Annotated in this window: 15 protein-coding genes; 8 read left to right on the top strand and 7 right to left on the bottom strand. The window is 44.4% G+C overall.

What is annotated here, in order from left to right; genetic code table 11:
• Nucleotides 1–52 precede the first annotated feature (52 nt).
• The 6 genes from AC6R00_RS22525 to nrdH form a co-directional block, all read right to left on the bottom strand.
• The gene (locus AC6R00_RS22525; protein WP_500642012.1) at nt 53–1,762 is read right to left on the bottom strand and encodes a protein adenylyltransferase SelO; all 1,710 of its coding nucleotides are present in this window, start codon (nt 1,760–1,762) and stop codon (nt 53–55) included.
• Between the two features lie 84 nt (nt 1,763–1,846).
• The gene (locus AC6R00_RS22520; protein WP_500642011.1) at nt 1,847–2,725 is read right to left on the bottom strand and encodes a 6-pyruvoyl trahydropterin synthase family protein; all 879 of its coding nucleotides are present in this window, start codon (nt 2,723–2,725) and stop codon (nt 1,847–1,849) included.
• Nucleotides 2,726–2,989: 264 nt separating this feature from the next.
• Complete coding sequence (gene nrdF / locus AC6R00_RS22515; protein WP_486793926.1) at nt 2,990–3,961, bottom strand: class 1b ribonucleoside-diphosphate reductase subunit beta; 972 nt, start codon at nt 3,959–3,961, stop codon at nt 2,990–2,992.
• A 13-nt stretch (nt 3,962–3,974) separates the two neighbouring features.
• Complete coding sequence (nrdE, locus tag AC6R00_RS22510; RefSeq protein WP_500642010.1) at nt 3,975–6,107, bottom strand: class 1b ribonucleoside-diphosphate reductase subunit alpha; 2,133 nt, start codon at nt 6,105–6,107, stop codon at nt 3,975–3,977.
• Nucleotides 6,100–6,498, bottom strand: coding sequence for a class Ib ribonucleoside-diphosphate reductase assembly flavoprotein NrdI (gene nrdI, locus AC6R00_RS22505; RefSeq protein ID WP_239855628.1), 399 nt, complete (start codon nt 6,496–6,498; stop codon nt 6,100–6,102). The genes nrdE and nrdI overlap by 8 nt, the downstream gene beginning before the upstream one ends.
• On the bottom strand, nt 6,498–6,719 hold the full coding sequence (gene nrdH / locus AC6R00_RS22500; RefSeq protein ID WP_004746201.1) for a glutaredoxin-like protein NrdH: 222 nt from the start codon (nt 6,717–6,719) through the stop codon (nt 6,498–6,500). Before nrdH ends, nrdI begins: the two co-directional genes overlap by 1 nt.
• A gap of 186 nt (nt 6,720–6,905) precedes the next feature.
• Here nrdH and AC6R00_RS22495 point away from each other — a divergent pair, with 186 nt between their 5' ends.
• The 7 genes from AC6R00_RS22495 to azu all read left to right on the top strand — a co-directional run bounded on the left by AC6R00_RS22495 (nt 6,906) and on the right by azu (nt 12,972).
• Complete coding sequence (locus tag AC6R00_RS22495) at nt 6,906–7,274, top strand: iron-sulfur cluster assembly accessory protein (protein WP_500642009.1); 369 nt, start codon at nt 6,906–6,908, stop codon at nt 7,272–7,274.
• 2 nt (nt 7,275–7,276) lie between these two features.
• A complete protein-coding gene (sufB, locus tag AC6R00_RS22490) occupies nt 7,277–8,740 on the top strand; it encodes a Fe-S cluster assembly protein SufB (protein WP_500642008.1) in 1,464 nt (487 codons plus the stop codon).
• A gap of 4 nt (nt 8,741–8,744) precedes the next feature.
• The gene (gene sufC / locus AC6R00_RS22485) at nt 8,745–9,491 is read left to right on the top strand and encodes a Fe-S cluster assembly ATPase SufC (RefSeq protein WP_500642007.1); all 747 of its coding nucleotides are present in this window, start codon (nt 8,745–8,747) and stop codon (nt 9,489–9,491) included.
• Nucleotides 9,466–10,737, top strand: coding sequence for a Fe-S cluster assembly protein SufD (gene sufD, locus AC6R00_RS22480; protein WP_500642006.1), 1,272 nt, complete (start codon nt 9,466–9,468; stop codon nt 10,735–10,737). Before sufC ends, sufD begins: the two co-directional genes overlap by 26 nt.
• On the top strand, nt 10,730–11,962 hold the full coding sequence (locus AC6R00_RS22475; protein WP_500642005.1) for an aminotransferase class V-fold PLP-dependent enzyme: 1,233 nt from the start codon (nt 10,730–10,732) through the stop codon (nt 11,960–11,962). The genes sufD and AC6R00_RS22475 overlap by 8 nt, the downstream gene beginning before the upstream one ends.
• 5 nt (nt 11,963–11,967) lie before the next feature.
• The gene (gene sufE, locus AC6R00_RS22470; protein WP_500642004.1) at nt 11,968–12,393 is read left to right on the top strand and encodes a cysteine desulfuration protein SufE; all 426 of its coding nucleotides are present in this window, start codon (nt 11,968–11,970) and stop codon (nt 12,391–12,393) included.
• A gap of 129 nt (nt 12,394–12,522) precedes the next feature.
• The gene (gene azu / locus AC6R00_RS22465; protein WP_239825655.1) at nt 12,523–12,972 is read left to right on the top strand and encodes an azurin; all 450 of its coding nucleotides are present in this window, start codon (nt 12,523–12,525) and stop codon (nt 12,970–12,972) included.
• 89 nt (nt 12,973–13,061) lie between these two features.
• Here the strand turns inward: azu and AC6R00_RS22460 are convergent, their stop codons facing one another.
• Nucleotides 13,062–14,954, bottom strand: coding sequence for a methyl-accepting chemotaxis protein (locus AC6R00_RS22460; RefSeq protein ID WP_500642228.1), 1,893 nt, complete (start codon nt 14,952–14,954; stop codon nt 13,062–13,064).
• Between the two features lie 415 nt (nt 14,955–15,369).
• On the opposite strand from AC6R00_RS22460, the gene AC6R00_RS22455 reads away from it, so the two are divergent.
• The gene (locus tag AC6R00_RS22455; RefSeq protein ID WP_500642003.1) at nt 15,370–17,268 is read left to right on the top strand and encodes a PLP-dependent aminotransferase family protein; all 1,899 of its coding nucleotides are present in this window, start codon (nt 15,370–15,372) and stop codon (nt 17,266–17,268) included.
• Nucleotides 17,269–17,318: the final 50 nt, after the last annotated feature.

The following is a 17,318-nucleotide window of genomic DNA, read 5'->3' as shown; positions in this document are numbered from 1 at the left end:
GATAAAGTTCCCACAGCGCTAGTTATGCTATAACTAGCGCTATTCAAAACGGCTATGATGAACAGCTGTAATGAGACACACCACCAGCGGCAAAATATTCCATCGGTCTTAGCTGATAGTACTTAGCTTCAATCTCTTCTGATTGCTCGTCATACGGGTTAGCCAGAATGCTTTGCAGTTCTTGGATTAGGCTAAAGTCCCCTTTCTGCGCTTGTTCATAAGCCGGAACAATCAACCACTCTCGCCAAGTATACTTAGGGTTCACCTGTTTCATTTGGCGCGAAACATCCTCAAGGCTTTTCTCCCCAGCCGAGCTCAGTAACTCTCGCCAAGATTTAAGCCACTGATTCCACGCCAGTTCTAACTCCTCACTTAATTGCGCATAGAAGCATGCAGATAAGTCAGACACCTCTGTTGGGATCTTAGAAAGTTCGCGGAAGAAGATAGTGTAGTCAACATGGCTTTTGATCATCAAAGCGAGCAGTTGGTTAAATAGATCGCTGTTTAGTGCCTCTAAACCGAGCTTAGATGCCCACATACGGCTCGCTTTCGCCTGCATAACTGAAGAAAAACCTTCAACAATTTGTTCCAGCTTTTCTAACGCATCCGGTTGCGATTGCATTAGAGGTTTCAAGGCACCACAGAATGTCTCGAAGTTCTTCTCGGCGGCCTGAGATTGGTTAAGAAAGGCGAAATGACGACCACCACCAGTCCAAGGTTGGAAAAATGGTTCAAAGTACTCGCAGAATCCGAAAGGCCCATAGTCTAGGGTAAATCCGCCCACTGAGCAGTTATCACTATTAAAATTACCCTGACAGTAACCGACACGTAACCAGTTAGCGATTAGAGAAGTAAGCCTGTCTCTAAACTCAGTCGCTAGAATCAGTATTTTTTCAGCCAATGGTAAGCTGGAGTCAATTTGCTGTTTGTACTCTCTTTCGATGATATGCAACACCATCATCTCTAGCTCAACCAACGCGTTCGGATGCTCGTTCACACGTGCTCTGCGGCTAAATAGCTCTAGTTGCCCTACCCGCAAAAATGAAGGCGCAACCCGAGTCGAGATAGCAACCGGATTAGCGATCATAATATCTGGATTCTCTGACCGTGAACCTTCACTGTACCAAGGGCGATCAACCGTTTCCGTTTGTGAAGCAAATAGGCTCAATGAACGTGATGTTGGGATCCCTAAAGCATTCATATACTCTTGCGCTAAAAACTCGCGAACGCTTGAACGCAATACCGCTCTACCATCAGCTCCGCGGCAATACGGTGTTGGGCCGCCACCTTTGAGCTGCATTTCCCAACGCTTGCCGTTCAATACCCCTTCGAAAACCGATACAGCGCGACCATCACCATAACCGTTCCCCGTTTTGAAAGGACACTGATCGATATATTCATTGCCAAATATGGAAAGCGCATAACCCGTCGCCCACCCTATCGTTCTCATCGGTGCAGGCACGTTAGTCACGTCTCCAGAGAACAGTTGTTTGAACGCTTCAGTTTTAGCTAAACGATCATCAAGACCTAGCTCACGAAACAACTTTTGGCTGTGAGCAATGTAAACAGGATCTGCAATTGGCGTGGGCATCACTGGTACATAATGCCCAGAGAACACTTGTCTCGGATAAAAGTCTAGGCCATCTTCCGTTGCATCAGGATCAGGAACAAGCGAATTCAACAACGAATAATCTGCGGCTTTCGCAAGGTCATTCAGTTCAAGAATGCGTGCAGAAGTTTCTGTACCTGCTTTATTACTCATTGCGCTACTACTCCATGTATTTTAAAGACCAAAAGTGGTCATACGTCCATCACTAGCAAAAAGTATCAACGCTAGTTCAAGGTTTTATCGAAAAGCCATCGCCCCTTTACCTACACCTTCATAAGCGATAACTTGTAATGATTGACCTTCTGCAACCGTTGGTTTTACTTCATCAGCAATGTAACCCGCTAATAGCTCAACCGTTGTATCCGTTGGCAGAATTTCAGTTTCACTTTTGGCGATGGCAAGCTCAAACTCACCCTGCGGCGCTGTGTATCGGAAACCATAATGGCTTTCGTCGGAAATTGCCTTAGCACCTTCGCTTAGATTCAGCGTTGAAACAGAAACCTGGTCTTCCTTTGAACCTAAATAGATATCTTCCCAGCGTTTGGCAAAAGCCACTTCTTTGTCGTTGTCTCGCTCCCCATCGACAATAATTTCGATTGGTGAACGGTGTCCGTGTGCGATACGTTGGCAGTTACCATCGTGCTTTTTCAAACCATGCGTGTAATGGTAGAAGGCACCTGCAATATTCTCATGACGCAGGGTAATTTCCAGCCCTGTCACATTGCTAGGCAGGTTGTTTCGCAGAATCTGGTATACGTGTTTAGTAATGCTCTCGATGGTGACGGCTTCAGCATCAATCAAGCAATACGCTTCATTTGGGCAGTTTAGGTGGATACTCCCCTCACCACGCAGAACGTCAAGTGTGGAGTAACCCGTTTTACTTGGTTTGTAAACGATAGCCGCGTTTTGCACTGGGATAAGCAAACGATGATCGACAAACTCATCAACGAGTTGTTTGATTTGCTTCTTCACCCTACCGAAATCCAACACCATACTCATTTCATTAAGCTCACCAGACATGATGACATCGACTATCCAGCTGTCTCCGACGACTCCTCTCTGTTCACAGATGTATGAAGAATCGATAACGGTGAGATCTCTTACAAATAGGTTCAAGTTGAACTCCTTACTGCTTTAATGAGATACGGGAGGCTGATTATCATGTCAGCAGGCACTTCGTCTCATTGTTTAGGGTGAATAAAATGGAGTGGCAGAATGTATCAACGACTATATAAAGTCCACCTTTTTCATTGCTACCTATTAAGAAAAGAACAAAGTCTATACAGTTGCCACTGTAACTAGCCCAAGATACGGCAAATAGCCATAAATTGGGCAGGGAGAACAGCGTATAAAAGCAAGAATCGAAACTGAGTTTAGGCCTTAAAAATCCCAATCTTCGTCTTCAGTAGCGACAGCTTTGCCTATAACGTAAGACGAGCCAGAACCGGAGAAGAAGTCATGGTTCTCATCGGCATTTGGCGACAACGCTGCCATAATGGCAGGATTAACCTGACATAACTCATCAGGGAATAGAGGTTCAAATCCAAGGTTCATCAAAGCCTTATTCGCGTTGTAGTGTAGAAAGTGTTTTACATCTTCTGTTAAACCGACTTGGTCATACAGTGACTCTGTATACTGGCTTTCAATTTCGTACAAAGAGAACATTAAGGAGTAGGCTTCGTCTTTGACCTTAGCTTGCTCTTGTTCCGTCAGTTCGTTAAACGCTAACTGGAACTTATAACCTATGTAGTAACCGTGAATGGCTTCGTCACGAATGATCAGGCGAATCAAATCTGCTGTATTGGTCAACTTTGCTCGGCTCGACCAGTGCATTGGTAGATAAAAACCGGAGTAGAACAAAAAGCTCTCAAGAAATACACTTGCCACTTTTTTCTTAAGTGGATCGCCTTCAGCCAGATAGTCTTCAAGCACTAATTGAGCTTTCTTTTGCAGTAACGGATTCTCTTCAGCCCAACGAAATGCTTCGTCGATCTGTGGTGTAGTGCACAAGGTCGAGAAGACAGACGAATAGCTGCGAGCATGCACAGCTTCCATAAAGGCAATATTCGTTAGCACAGCTTCTTCATGTGGCGTTCTGGCATCTGCCATTAATGCCGGGGCACCCACCGTATTCTGAATCGTATCGAGCAAGGTTAAGCCAGTAAAAACTCGAATGGTTAATGTCTGCTCTTCTTCAGTCAGCTGTTTCCACGTCTGAATATCATTGGATAAAGGCACCTTTTCTGGAAGCCAAAAGTTAACCGTTAATCGGTTCCATATTTCAAGGTCTTTATCATCTTGCATTCGGTTCCAGTTGATAGCGCGAACCGGTTCAGCGTATGTAGTACTCATGGTGATTCCTTGTTTACAGAGAGCAAGAGACGCAACCTTCAACTTGCGTACCTTCGAGCGCTTTTTGGCGCATACGTATGTAATAAAGCGTTTTGATCTTCTTCGTCCACGCATAAATTTGCGCTTTATTGATATCACGAGTCGTGACTTCATCACTGAAGAAGAGCGTCAAAGATAAGCCCTGATCGACATGCTCTGTTGCTGCAGCGTAAACATCAATAATGGCTTTAGGACCAATCTCATAAGCATCTTTGAAGTACTCGAGGTTTTGGTTATTGAGGTATGGTGCCGGGAAGTAAACTCGCCCAATCTTGCCCTCTTTACGAATCTCAACTTTCGCTGTCACTGGGTGAATCGAAGCCGTCGCATCGTTGATGTAACTGATTGACCCTGTTGGTGGAATCGCTTGCAGGTTGCGATTGTACAATCCAAACTCAACAACCTTGGCTTGCAGTTGTTGCCATTCTTCAACAGTGGGCACGCGCATATCGAGTCGCTCAAACATCTCTCTGACGGTATCCGTCTTAGGTGAATAGTCTTTCTGCACATACTTGGTGAAAAACTCACCGTTAGCGTATTGAGATTGTTCGAAGCCAACAAATACTTGCTGTTTCTCTTGAGCCAATTTGTTTGAAGCCGTTAAACAGTGGAACAAAGTGGCGGCGAAGTAAGCACTGGTAAAGTCGATCGCCTCTTCGCTGTCATAATGAATCTGCTCTCTAGCTAGAAATCCGTGCAGGTTCATCTGACCTAAACCGATAGCATGACTTTCATCATTCCCTTTGCGTATCGACGGCACACTGTCTATCGCACTCATTTCAGAAACGGCATTGAGTGCCCGAATTGAAACCTCTACCGTATGAGCTAATTGCCCACCATCTAGAGCTTTAGCAATATTAACCGAACCTAAGTTGCAGGAGATGTCCCGCCCTAAATGCAGGTAACTCAAATCATCATTAAAGTAAGAAGCCTCGTTGACTTGCAAAATCTCGGAACAAAGATTCGACATGTTAATGCGTCCCTCAATCGGGTTGGCAGCGTTTACCGTATCCTCAAACATGATGTAAGGATAACCAGATTCGAACTGAATTTCGGCCAGCGTTTGGAATAAGCCTCGCGCAGGAATTTTGCTCTTGCGAATGCGTGGATCGTCGACCATTTCATGGTATTTCTCGCTCACGCTGATTTCAGAGAAAGGCATACCATAGACTCGCTCGACATCATGTGGTGAGAACAAATACATATCTTTGTTCTGTTTGGCTAACTCCAGAGTAATATCCGGGATCACAACGCCTAGACTTAGTGTTTTGATACGGATTTTCTCGTCTGCGTTTTCTCTTTTGGTGTCCAGAAACTGCATAATGTCAGGATGGTGCACATTCAAATACACCGCTCCGGCACCTTGGCGAGCCCCGAGTTGATTCGCATAAGAGAAGCTATCTTCTAGCAACTTCATAACAGGCACAACACCGGAACTTTGATTAAGAATACCTTTGATCGGAGCCCCTTGCTCGCGCAGGTTACTTAATAAGAGTGCAACGCCTCCCCCTCGGCGAGACAGTTGTAATGAAGAGTTAATCGCCCTACCGATGCTCTCCATATTGTCTTCGATGCGCAGCAAAAAGCATGAAATCAGTTCGCCACGACTCTTCTTACCCGAATTGATAAAAGTAGGAGTCGCTGGCTGAAAACGCTGAGAAATGATCTCTTGCATGAGATCGAGAGCGAATTCTTTATCTCCCCGAGCAAGTGTCAGCGCCGTCATCACAACACGATCTTCAAAACGCTCTAAATAACGTTTTCCATCGCGCGTTTTCAGTGCATAAGAAGTAAAGAATTTGTAGGCACCAAGAAATGTTCTGAAACGGAACTTAACTTGATAAGCGCGATCCCATATTTGCTGCAAAAACTCTCTATCGTATTGTTGTAAGACTTCTTTTTCGTAATATCCCTCATTGACGAGGTAATCCAGCTTTTCACCTAGATTGTGAAAAAAGACTGTGTTCTGGTTGACGTGCTGTAAGAAGAATTGTCGAGCGGCCTGTCGGTCGGCATCAAACTGAATACCGCCTTGATCATCAAGTAAATTAAGCATGGCATTGAGCGCGTGGTAGTCCAACGGCTCGGTGCTGAATTGGTTATCCATGGTGTTTCCAAAATTGTTCTAATCCCTGCTGCACGGCTTGGACATCGTGCTGGGTTCCCGAAAGTTCGAAGCGATAAAGCACTGGGACATGGCATTTATTCGCAATTATTTTTCCAGCCTGAGCAAACAACTCACCAAAATTTCGATTACCAGAAGCAATGACACCCTTTAGGTGAGCACGGTTTTCCGCTTGATTGAGTACTTTGATCACCGATTTTGGTACGGCACCACGCCCTTTCCCGTCAGCATATGTCGGGCAGATAAGAACATAAGGCCGACCGATAAGCAGCGTGGGTTCGTCTTCGCTGATAGGAAGTCGAATCGCTTCAACATTTAACCTCTCAACAAATCGCTGGGTATTGCCCGAAGCGCTGGAATAATAAACAATCATTACGCGATCTGGCTGATCATATCTGGGCGAAAACCAGACCAATGACGTTCACCTGCCACGACGACAGGCGCCTGCCTATAGCCCATGGATTGCACCGACTCCATCGCCGAGTCATCTAATGTTAGGTCTACAACTCTATGAGCAATACCCTTCGCTTGTAGTGCTCGAACCGTTGCGGTGCACTGAACGCATTGGGGCTTAGAGTATACGATGATATCCATATTTCATTACCTTTTGTTAAACTTCGTAATGACAACCATTATCAATTACATCCATATATAGTATTACTAGATCTTACTTTGTCAATATGTAGTGCAGATTAGCATTCTCCACACTAAATTCATGGTTGATAATGAAATGATAATCAATATCATTCTCGTAAATTTAAGAACAAAAGGAACTTTGTAATGAGTATTCCAAGTTCAAATTCTACTCAAATATCTATTCATGACATGGAGTGGCAAGGTGTCACGCTGACCGAGAACGCAGCCAAAAGAGTTTCGCATTTGACGCAAGATGGGCATCACTTTCACCTCAGCGTTAGACCATCTGGATGCACTGGTTTTGCCTATGAAGTGAAGTTGGTAGAAGAGATTTCTAGTGAAGATTTGAGATTTGAGTCACATGGCACGCCTTTTTATGTCTCTCTGTCCGCGATGCCAATGTTAGACGGCACAGAACTCGATTTCGTCCGTCAGGGCTTAAACAGCACTTTTGTTTACAACAACCCCAACGTAAAAAATCTTTGCGGATGCGGTGAAAGTTTTGGAGTTTAATCATGTGTGCAGTTGAAACACAGCCTGAAGTAGAGGAATTCTTCCAAAGCAGTCACTATAAGGAAGGTTTCTATACGCAGCTTTCCTCCGACACGCTATCAAAGGGGATAAACGAACAAGTTGTTAAAGCTATTTCAGCCAAACGCAATGAGCCTGATTGGATGCTTCAGTTTAGGCTAGATGCCTTTAGGAAATGGCTACAAATGGAGGAACCGCACTGGCTCAAAGCTGACTACCCTAACCTCGATTATCAAGACTACAGCTATTACTCAGCACCAAGCTGCGGCAGTTGTGAATCTGACTGTAATGATGACGGATCAAATGAATACCTGACCAAAGAAGTTGAAACCGCATTCGAGCAGTTAGGTGTTCCAGTTCGTGAAGGGGCTGAAGTTGCAGTCGATGCCATTTTTGACTCTGTTTCAGTCACAACCACCTATAAGAACGAGCTAAAAGAGCTCGGAATTATCTTCTGTTCATTCAGTGAAGCAATTCAAGAACACCCGGAGCTCGTTCAGCAATATTTGGGCACAGTCGTACCACCAGAAGATAACTTTTTTGCTGCATTGAACGCCGCCGTGGCCTCTGATGGTACCTTTGTTTACATTCCTAAAGGGGTACGTTGTCCGAGAGAGCTATCGACTTACTTTCGAATCAACCAAGCCAAAACAGGCCAGTTCGAGCGTACCATTTTGATTGCCGATGAAGATGCGTATGTCAGCTATATTGAAGGCTGCTCTGCCCCAATGCGCGACACCTATCAGCTACACGCCGCAGTCGTGGAAGTGATCATCCATGCCCGAGCAGAAGTGAAATACTCAACAGTACAAAACTGGTTCTCTGGGAAAGAAGATAGCCAAGGTGGCATCTTAAACTTTGTCACTAAGCGAGCGGTTTGTGAAGGTCGAAACAGCAAAATGTCATGGACTCAGTCCGAGACAGGTTCCGCTATCACTTGGAAATATCCAAGCGTCATTCTTAAGGGTGACTACTCCGTTGGTGAGTTCTTCTCAGTTGCTTTAACCAACGGGAGCCAACAAGCCGATACAGGTACCAAGATGATACATATTGGTAAGCACACCCGTTCAACTATCATCTCCAAAGGGATCTCTGCGGGTAAGAGCGAAAACAGTTACCGAGGTTTGGTAAAAATATTACCCACAGCAGAAGGCGCAAGAAACTTCACGCAATGTGATTCCATGTTAATTGGTACAGATTGTGGTGCTCACACCTTCCCTTACATCGAAGTTAAAAATCCGTCAGCACAAGTTGAACACGAAGCCACGACATCAAGAATTGGTGAAGATCAGCTCTTTTACTGTGTGCAACGCGGCATCAGCGAAGATGACGCTATTTCAATGATCGTAAACGGATTTTGTAAAGACGTATTTTCAGAACTACCCCTTGAGTTTGCTGTAGAAGCACAAAAACTGCTTTCAATCAGCCTCGAACATAGCGTGGGATAATCCAATGTTAGAAATTAAAGATTTGCACGTCAGTGTAGAAGACAACCCTATTCTAAAAGGTATTAGCCTGTCGGTAAAACCAGGCGAAGTACATGCCATTATGGGGCCAAACGGCTCGGGTAAAAGTACCCTATCTTCTACGCTCGCAGGTAAAGATGATTACCAAGTCGATTCCGGAGAAATTGTTTTTAAAGACAAGGATCTGACTGAACTCGATCCGGAAGAGCGCGCTGGTGAAGGGGTATTCCTCGCATTTCAATATCCAGTAGAAATACCTGGTGTAAGTAACAAGCTATTTCTTAATACTGCCTTAAATGAAATTCGTGATTATCGAGGCCAAGCCCCTCTAGACCGTTTTGATTTTGAAGATTTGTTAGAGGAAAAAGCACAACTACTAAAAATGCCAACCGATCTCCTACAACGCTCGGTCAATGAAGGCTTCTCAGGAGGAGAGAAAAAGCGTAATGACATTTTGCAAATGGCTGTGCTCTCTCCCGACCTGTGCATTCTGGATGAAACTGATTCTGGCCTAGACATTGACGCTCTAAAGGCAGTCTCATCAGGTGTAAATGCCCTACAAGATGGCAAACGTGCTTTCATTCTAGTGACTCACTATCAGCGCATTCTCAACTACATTAAGCCCGACTATGTGCACGTTCTTTATAAAGGCAAGATTGTCAAATCTGGCGATCATACATTGGCACACGAACTAGAGGAGAAAGGCTATGGGTGGATTACTGGTGAAGAGTAACCAACACGGTTTTGATTCTTTGGCGCACCTAGTACAGCCTCAAGAGTGGCAAAAAAAGCAGTTTGGTAAGGCCGTTGAATTAGGAATTCCTACTTCAAAAGACGAGGCGTGGAAATATACTTCTCTCAATGATTTTAATGCCTTGCCACTCCAATTAGCGATGCTTCAATCGGCCGAGAATATCTCTTATGAAGGGTTAAGCTTAGGAATAGATGCCTACCGACTCGTCTTCTTCGACGGACATTTCTCTGCAAGGTGCTCTGATTGGATACCTAAAGTTCGCGTTACTCCTCTCAACGTTCTGACTTCAGTGGAAACGTATGAGCTATCGCAGTCAGTTCGCCCAGACGCATTCACTCATCTCAACGATGCTACCGCAACTGGTGGAGTCTTGATTGAAGTTGAGCCCAATACCCAGGTCAATAAACCAATCTACCTACTGCATATTAGCTCTGGTCAGAAAGGTGAAGTGTGCAGTTATCGTCATCACATAGAAATTGGACCACTTTCAGAGCTTGAGGTTATTGAACATCACATATCGCTCGATCAAGGTGGTGGAGTAACGCTGTCACGTTTAACCAACTACGTTGGAGAAGGTGCTTGTTTTCATCACACCAAACTAATCGAAGAGTCACCGCAACATCATCATTTTGGGCACAACGACATTCGCATTCAGCGAGATGCAAAAGCTAGCTCGACATCACTACTTCTTTCAGGTCTATTGCTAAGAAATCAAACAAGCAGTGAACTTTGTGGAGCAAATGGTGAAATTGCCATGAACAGTATCTCGCTGCCTACCGATAAGCAAACCTTTGATACAAGGACTTATCTCAAGCACAACGCCCCTCACTGTCAAAGTGAACAAATGCACAAGATTATTGGTCGTGACCAATCCAACGCCGTATTTGACGGGATGATTTACGTCGCTCCAACTGCATTGAAAACCGATGGTCAAATGGACACACATAGTTTACTGCTCAGCGACAAAGCACAAGTCAACTGCAAACCTCAACTTGAAATTTATGCGGACGATGTGAAATGTAGCCATGGTGCAACGACTGGTCAGTTAGATCCTAACCAAATCGCCTATATGAGAGCGAGAGGCTTCAATCGCTTTAATGCCGAGCAAATGTTGATGTCCGCTTTCGTCTGCGAAGTTGCAGAAAAGATTCACCATCCGAGCTTGCGAAATTACGTTATCTCTCAGCTACACAACTCATTACATGGAGAAATCCGTCATGGTTGATTTGCGCTATCTTGAAAGCCCATGGGCAAGTGATTTTCCTGCTCTAACAACTGAAGTCTATGGAAAACCGCTCGTCTACTTAGATACCGCAGCCACAGCACAAACACCAAACTCTGTTATCGAGCGCATGACTCAATTCTATCAGCGTGATTATGCCAGCGTGCACCGCGGAGCCCATTACTTAAGTGCTAAAGCAACGGAAGATATGGAGTTGGTACGCAAGCAAGTCGCAGATTTTATACATGCAAAAGAGGCGAGCAATATTGTCTTCACTAAAGGGACAACCGAAGCGATTAACCTAGTGGCTAACAGCTACCTTAGACCTAAAGTGGATGCCGAAGACGAAATCATCGTCACAGAGATGGAGCATCACGCGAACTTGGTGCCATGGCAGCTTCTTTCTGACATCTGCGGCGTTAAAATTCGAGTCTGGGTAATGAACAGCCAAGGTCATCTTGATCTATCTGAACTAAAGACCCTTTTGAATCGCAAAACTCGCTTGGTTGCGATTAGCCACGTATCAAATGTCTTAGGCCAGATTAACCCGATTAAAGAGGTGGTCAAACTGGCACATAAAGCGAACGTTCCTGTGCTTGTTGATGGCGCTCAAGCGGTTATGCACCAAGAAGTCGATGTGACTGCCCTTGATTGTGATTTTTATGCTTTCTCAGCTCACAAACTTTACGGCCCTACAGGGACTGGTGTTTTATACGCAAAATCAAAGCACCTAGACTGCATGGCCCCTTGGGAAGGTGGTGGCGCAATGATCGACCAAGTCACCTTGCCTCTTGGGACATCTTATGGTCAAGCTCCATGGAAGTTTGAGGCAGGAACGCCCAATATCGCAGGTATATTAGGCTTAGGCGCTGCCATTGAATACGTAGACAGTATTGGCTTAGATAATATTGCTGTCTATGAAGCGCAATTGATGCAGTACATGGAGCATTCCTTATCACGAGTTACCGGCATCGAGATCTACGGAGACACAAATAATCGTTCAGGGTTAGTTTCTTTTAACCTCAATGGGCTTCATTCATTTGACGTTGGTGCCTTCTTAGATAGATATGGCATTGCCATTCGCACCGGACACCATTGCGCGATGCCATTAATCAAACGACTTGGGCAATCTTCTGTATGTCGTGCATCTATCGGTATGTACAGTCAACCCCATGATATCGACCAGCTCTGCCAAGCTCTGCGTCGAATCAACCAATTGCTAAGGTGATTAATATGATGACACCTGAAAAAGTGATCCGAAACTTTAACCGCTGCGTAGGTTGGGAAGAGCGTTACTTGTACCTTATCGAACTTGGTGAAAGACTAGATGAATATCCCGCTGAAAAGAAAGACGACGACCATTTAGTAGCAGGGTGTCAAAGCCAAGTTTGGGTGTGTAGCAAGTTAGATGAACACGGAAAAATTGCTCTTAAGGCGACCAGTGATTCTTCTATTGTTAAAGGTGTCCTGTCACTGGTCTTAGTGGCTTATAACAACCAAAGCGCTGAGGATGTTCTTTGTTTTGATATTCACAACTGGTTCGAACAACTTGATATCAAATCGCATCTGACTCCAGGGCGAACTCAGGGTTTAGAGGCGATTGTAAAATCCGTTCGTAATCTAGCTTTCATTTACCAACAAGGTGTGCCAACTCTTTGAAGTTAACCCAGATCTGTAGACATTTATTTAAAGAATCGCACACTTTTTCGATCGACAATTGATGATAATAAGAGCTATTTGAGAAAAGGTCGGATGTAAACAAAACATAATATAATGGAGAATCTAAATATGTCTTTTCGTATCCTTACTGCAGCCCTAGCCCTTGCGAGTTTAAGTTTTGGTGCTCAAGCTAGCGAATGTGAAGTATCTGTTGATGCCAACGATATGATGCAATTTTCTGCCACGACACTAAGTGTTCCGGCAACATGTAAAGAGGTTAAGTTGACACTTAACCACACGGGTAAGTTACCGGCTCAATCAATGGGACACAACGTTGTAATTACCGACACTGCCGCACTTCAAGCAGTTGGTACGGAAGGTATGTCTGCTGGAGCAAGCAACGACTATGTTAAGCCAAACGACGAGCGTGTCTATGCCCATACAAAAGTCATCGGTGGTGGCGAGTCAACAACCATTACCTTTAGCACAGAAAGAATGAAAGCTGGTGGAGACTACTCATTCTTCTGTTCTTTCCCTGGTCACTGGGCAATCATGAAGGGTAAATTCGAATTTAAGTAAATCTCTACTCAAGCTTTGTTAGAACATTTCGCTTAGCTAACTGTAATATGGAAAAAGCTGGGAGTACTTCTCCCAGCTTTATTTTTTAGTTAACTCAGTTTGAAGTTGGCTACCTGACGCTTAAGATCGTCGTTAGTATCATTGAGCCTTTCTGCTGCCTGTACCGTTTCTTGTCCGCTATCGACAAGTGACTCGACAATATCCCTTATGGACAACATGTTTCTGCTTAGCTCTTCAGCCACGGTACTCTGCTCTTCTGTTGCGGCGGCTATCTGAGTACTCACATCATCAATTTCTTTGACCGAGTCACTCATCATAGAGAGGCTTTGAGAAACGTCTGACGTTTTATCTGCCGTTTCTTGGCATTGGTTTTTCGTTGCGTCCATGGCAGTAACAACACTCTCCGTCCCACTTAGGAGCTGGCTGAGCATATCCGAGATTTCCATCGTGCTGTTCTGAGTTCTTGCTGCAAGCGCTCTAACCTCATCCGCAACCACGGCAAATCCTCGTCCTTGCTCCCCTGCTCGAGCAGCCTCAATTGCGGCATTTAAAGCAAGCAAATTTGTTTGCTCTGAAATTTCCCCAATAACATTGAGCACATTGCTGATTTTATTTGCGTCTTGATTCATGCGCATGATGCTGTTGGACATCTCATCAACCTCTGAAACGAGTGCACTTACCGTATCAACCGCATTATTTACTATTTTCAAAGACGATATGGCTTCTTTACTGGCTTCATCAGTAATACGATTTGACTGATTAACGTTCTCTGCCACATTTCGCGCACTCTCACTCATTTCTGTAATCGCGGTAACGACCTGCTCAGTCTCTTTCGAATGAGAGATGAGCTTGGACTCGTTACTTCTCGCTGTAGAACCAAGCTGCTCGACACTTACAGAGATGTTTTCACTCGCATGAGAAATATGAAGCATCATTTGTTGCAGGTTTTCGACAAACTTATTGAATCCCGCACTGATTTGCGCCAAGTCATCATCGCCATTAACATCCAACCTTTGAGTCAAATCACCATTACCATGGGAAAGATCGAGAACAGCGGATTTGAGTTTCAGTAACGGACGATATGCATAACGGAGAATGAGGAAAATAGCGCCACAGCTGATAAGGAGCAATAGTCCGCCAGTGGCGAAAGATTCGTACATAGCACTATAAACATCGGTCAGGGCAGATTCCTGATCCACAAACACCATTAACGTCCAGTACATACCCGAAGCTAGATTCACTCGCTCAAAGTAGCCGTCAAATTGAATACCTAAATATGGAAAGGTTAGATGCCCTGACTGCTCGGCAAAGAACATCTGCTCCATTTCCTGAAAATTAGGACTAATTTGAGATGGCGTTCGCCCAATATCATTAGGATCATCACTGGCAAAAAAGACTGCATTTCTATCAGTAAGCGTTGCCGCTCCACCAGCAAACCGCATGTTACTTACTGCCGTTACAACATCGCCTAACTGGACATCCCCTAGCAATACACCAGTAAACTGACCATTCTCGACCACTGGCATGGTTACGCTCACCACTTTTTGCTTAGTGACTTGGTCTTGGTATATATCAGTTAGTGAAACGCCAGAGGCATTCTTTGCGGCTCGGTACCAGTCTCGGGTGCGAAAATCAAACTTGGTCCCATCTAATGACATATAAGTGCGTCCATCATCGTAAGTCATAATGACATTTGAAATGGAACTGCTCTCTGCCAGTAAAGTAACTAGGTGTTGGTTTTCCGTGTCACTAAGCCGGGAATTAAAGCTCTTGGCACCTTGAGCAATGGCATTTGTTTTGAATTGCATCATTTGCTCGAGTTCTGATACGTGAAAACTCAGTTTGTCTGATGTTTTAGAAACAAGGCCGCCAATCATCTTGTCTCTCATCGCTAAGATGTTCAGCGTACCTAATACGATCAATGACACAGCAACCAAAGTGCCAACGCCAATGTAAATCCTTGATTTAAAGCCTAAGTTCATCATAAACCTCACTTGCTAAGCGAGCTAACATGGAATTATGAATGACATTCGGTTGTTTTAGTTGTTATGTAGCGGCGCCATATTGTTATTGTATGCGCGCAATCAACCCATCACCCAGCCAACGATAACTTTCCTGCACAGTATGCAACTGAGTTATCAATAGAACATCTAGTTGCAGATGAGTGAATTTTCAATATTTAACTAGCGAAATGTATAAATAATCACTCTTATTTACCACTCACTCATTTATATACTGAATATATGAGATCTCATAGATACTTTTAGATCTATAAATATAGAGCCTCTACTCAGTGTCTATATTCACCTATACACGAGTTTTCGTGTTGGCTAGGTAGCGAAAAACACTCTCGCTGCTTGTTCCTGATACTAAGTACTTAAATCTTGGAGCAAAATTATGAGTAACGATAACAATATAAACTATGGTCCGAAACGAACACCTTGGATTGAACAAGTTCCAGAGTTCGCTGTAGGTAAAATAACCGCACCTTCTGCTGATCCTATAGAGGTATACGCAGAAAGAAACTATGACTTTCACTATACCGAACAGGCAATTAATGGCTTTGACGTTGAATTACCACCGACAGGCCAAAACTGCGGTGAGCAAAACAATGTCTATGAACAGATACAAGCCTATGTCGATTCACAGAAGGAAAGGTTTTTAGGCTATCAGACGGAAGAGAATATTAGCTATAAAAACCGCTTAGCGCCTTTTCTTAACGTCAGCTTAAACAATGTTGGTGACCCATTCGTCAATGGCAACTATACGATCAACTCTAAGTGCGTCGAGCGCTCTGTCCTCGATTATTACGCTTCACTTTGGAACGCTCAGTGGCCATCGCAAGGCCCTTACATAGATGAAGATGGCAACTTCCAAAAAGGAGTAGGCGAAAGCTATTGGGGCTATGTACTCACTATGGGGAGTACAGAAGGCAATTTATACGGCATGTTAAATGCGCGAGATTATCTCAGCGGAGTGATGCTGCTAGAAGAGGAAATACGCGCTGAAACCGACGATGGTGAGACAATTTCAAATTGCCAAGTGTATGCGCACCACCCTTCTCCACCAATCCACACCCCTCACGCATACACTCCGGTGGCGTTTTTCTCTGAAGACACTCACTACTCCATCGTCAAAGCAATGGCTGTAGAGAAAATAGAGACCTTTGGTGAACTTGGTAATCGGCTTTATCCTGATGAGAACCCAGTCAGTCCGGGTAAGCCTTGGCCTGCTGAAGTAGAATCAGAAGGACCAACCGCTGCGCTGCCTGCAGGCTCTGGTGCAATAGACGTGGATAAACTAATCCAATACGTCACCTTCTTTGCTGAAAGAGGATACCCAATACTTCTAGTCCTCAATTGCGGAACAACATTTAAAGGCGCATATGATGATGTTTCGACAATTACCGCCAGGCTAAAACCAATCCTTGAAAGAAATGGACTATGGAAAAGAGAAGTACCTATCGATCCAGACGACCCAACTCATGGATATGAGACTCGGACTGGCTATTGGCTTCATATTGACGGAGCGCTTGGAGGAAGTTATGTCCCCTTCATAAAAATGGCGAAAGATTGTGATGAGTACCAATCCTTCTTTAAAGAGCATGGTGACTATACTGGCCCTAATTTCGACTTTACTAACCCTATGGTGCACTCAATTGTAACCAGTGGGCATAAATTTCCCGGAGCACCGTGGCCAACGGGTGTCTATATGACCAAGCAGCAGTATATGGTCTCTCCTCCGGATAACCCAGAATATATCGGTTCACCAGACACGACGTTTGCTGGCTCACGAAATGGGCTATCGCCATTAGTGTTATGGGAATACTTCGCCCGCAATAGCTACAAAGAGCAAATTAGGCTGACAATGAAAGCTCAAGAAGTCGCCCAATACGCTCAGGAGCAGCTTGCGCTGGTTGCTGATTATTGGGCCGAAAAAGGATCACCTCTTCCTGAAGGGCTGTGGTTGCAACGTACTCCGCTTTCTTTGTCACTCATATTTTGCCAGCCAAATGAAGAAATCATCTTCCGCTATTCTTTGGCAAAAGAAAGCACCACAGTGACGACTTACGAGGATGGTAAGGAGATTGATCAAGTTCGACACTATGTTCACTTGTTTACGATGTGGGATGTCGATAAACAACTTATAGACAGTCTATGTGAAGACTTAAAGCAAGAAGGAGCATTTGATACTCGACTGTTTAAAAAGATCAAACATACGACTGTGCATAAACCGAGAGTGAAGAACGCTGTGAGGCAAATTCAGCTGCCACTTAAGGGGCGGTCCTTTCGTTAGAGAGCTAGAAACATTGGAATATTAGTAATATGCTTAGCTCACTTAAAGTG

It is taken from the genome of Vibrio sp. R10-SF1-ISO8, from assembly GCF_059833805.1.
Note: the sequence above shows the minus strand (reverse complement) of the source record. Positions and strands in the feature narration are given on the sequence as shown.

Bases quoted from the DNA above. Each gene is read 5' to 3' on its own strand.
- sufC (WP_500642007.1), top strand. From the start codon at position 8,745: ATGTTAGAAATTAAAGATTTGCACGTCAGTGTAGAAGACAACCCTATT.
- AC6R00_RS22460 (WP_500642228.1), bottom strand. From the start codon at position 14,954: ATGAACTTAGGCTTTAAATCAAGGATTTACATTGGCGTTGGCACTTTG.
- nrdF (WP_486793926.1), bottom strand. From the start codon at position 3,961: ATGAGTACTACATACGCTGAACCGGTTCGCGCTATCAACTGGAACCGA.
- AC6R00_RS22475 (WP_500642005.1), top strand. From the start codon at position 10,730: ATGGTTGATTTGCGCTATCTTGAAAGCCCATGGGCAAGTGATTTTCCT.
- sufE (WP_500642004.1), top strand. From the start codon at position 11,968: ATGATGACACCTGAAAAAGTGATCCGAAACTTTAACCGCTGCGTAGGT.
- sufD (WP_500642006.1), top strand. From the start codon at position 9,466: ATGGGTGGATTACTGGTGAAGAGTAACCAACACGGTTTTGATTCTTTG.
- AC6R00_RS22495 (WP_500642009.1), top strand. From the start codon at position 6,906: ATGAGTATTCCAAGTTCAAATTCTACTCAAATATCTATTCATGACATG.
- AC6R00_RS22455 (WP_500642003.1), top strand. From the start codon at position 15,370: ATGAGTAACGATAACAATATAAACTATGGTCCGAAACGAACACCTTGG.
- AC6R00_RS22525 (WP_500642012.1), bottom strand. From the start codon at position 1,762: ATGAGTAATAAAGCAGGTACAGAAACTTCTGCACGCATTCTTGAACTG.
- azu (WP_239825655.1), top strand. From the start codon at position 12,523: ATGTCTTTTCGTATCCTTACTGCAGCCCTAGCCCTTGCGAGTTTAAGT.
- nrdH (WP_004746201.1), bottom strand. From the start codon at position 6,719: ATGGATATCATCGTATACTCTAAGCCCCAATGCGTTCAGTGCACCGCA.
- nrdE (WP_500642010.1), bottom strand. From the start codon at position 6,107: ATGGATAACCAATTCAGCACCGAGCCGTTGGACTACCACGCGCTCAAT.
- nrdI (WP_239855628.1), bottom strand. From the start codon at position 6,498: ATGATTGTTTATTATTCCAGCGCTTCGGGCAATACCCAGCGATTTGTT.
- sufB (WP_500642008.1), top strand. From the start codon at position 7,277: ATGTGTGCAGTTGAAACACAGCCTGAAGTAGAGGAATTCTTCCAAAGC.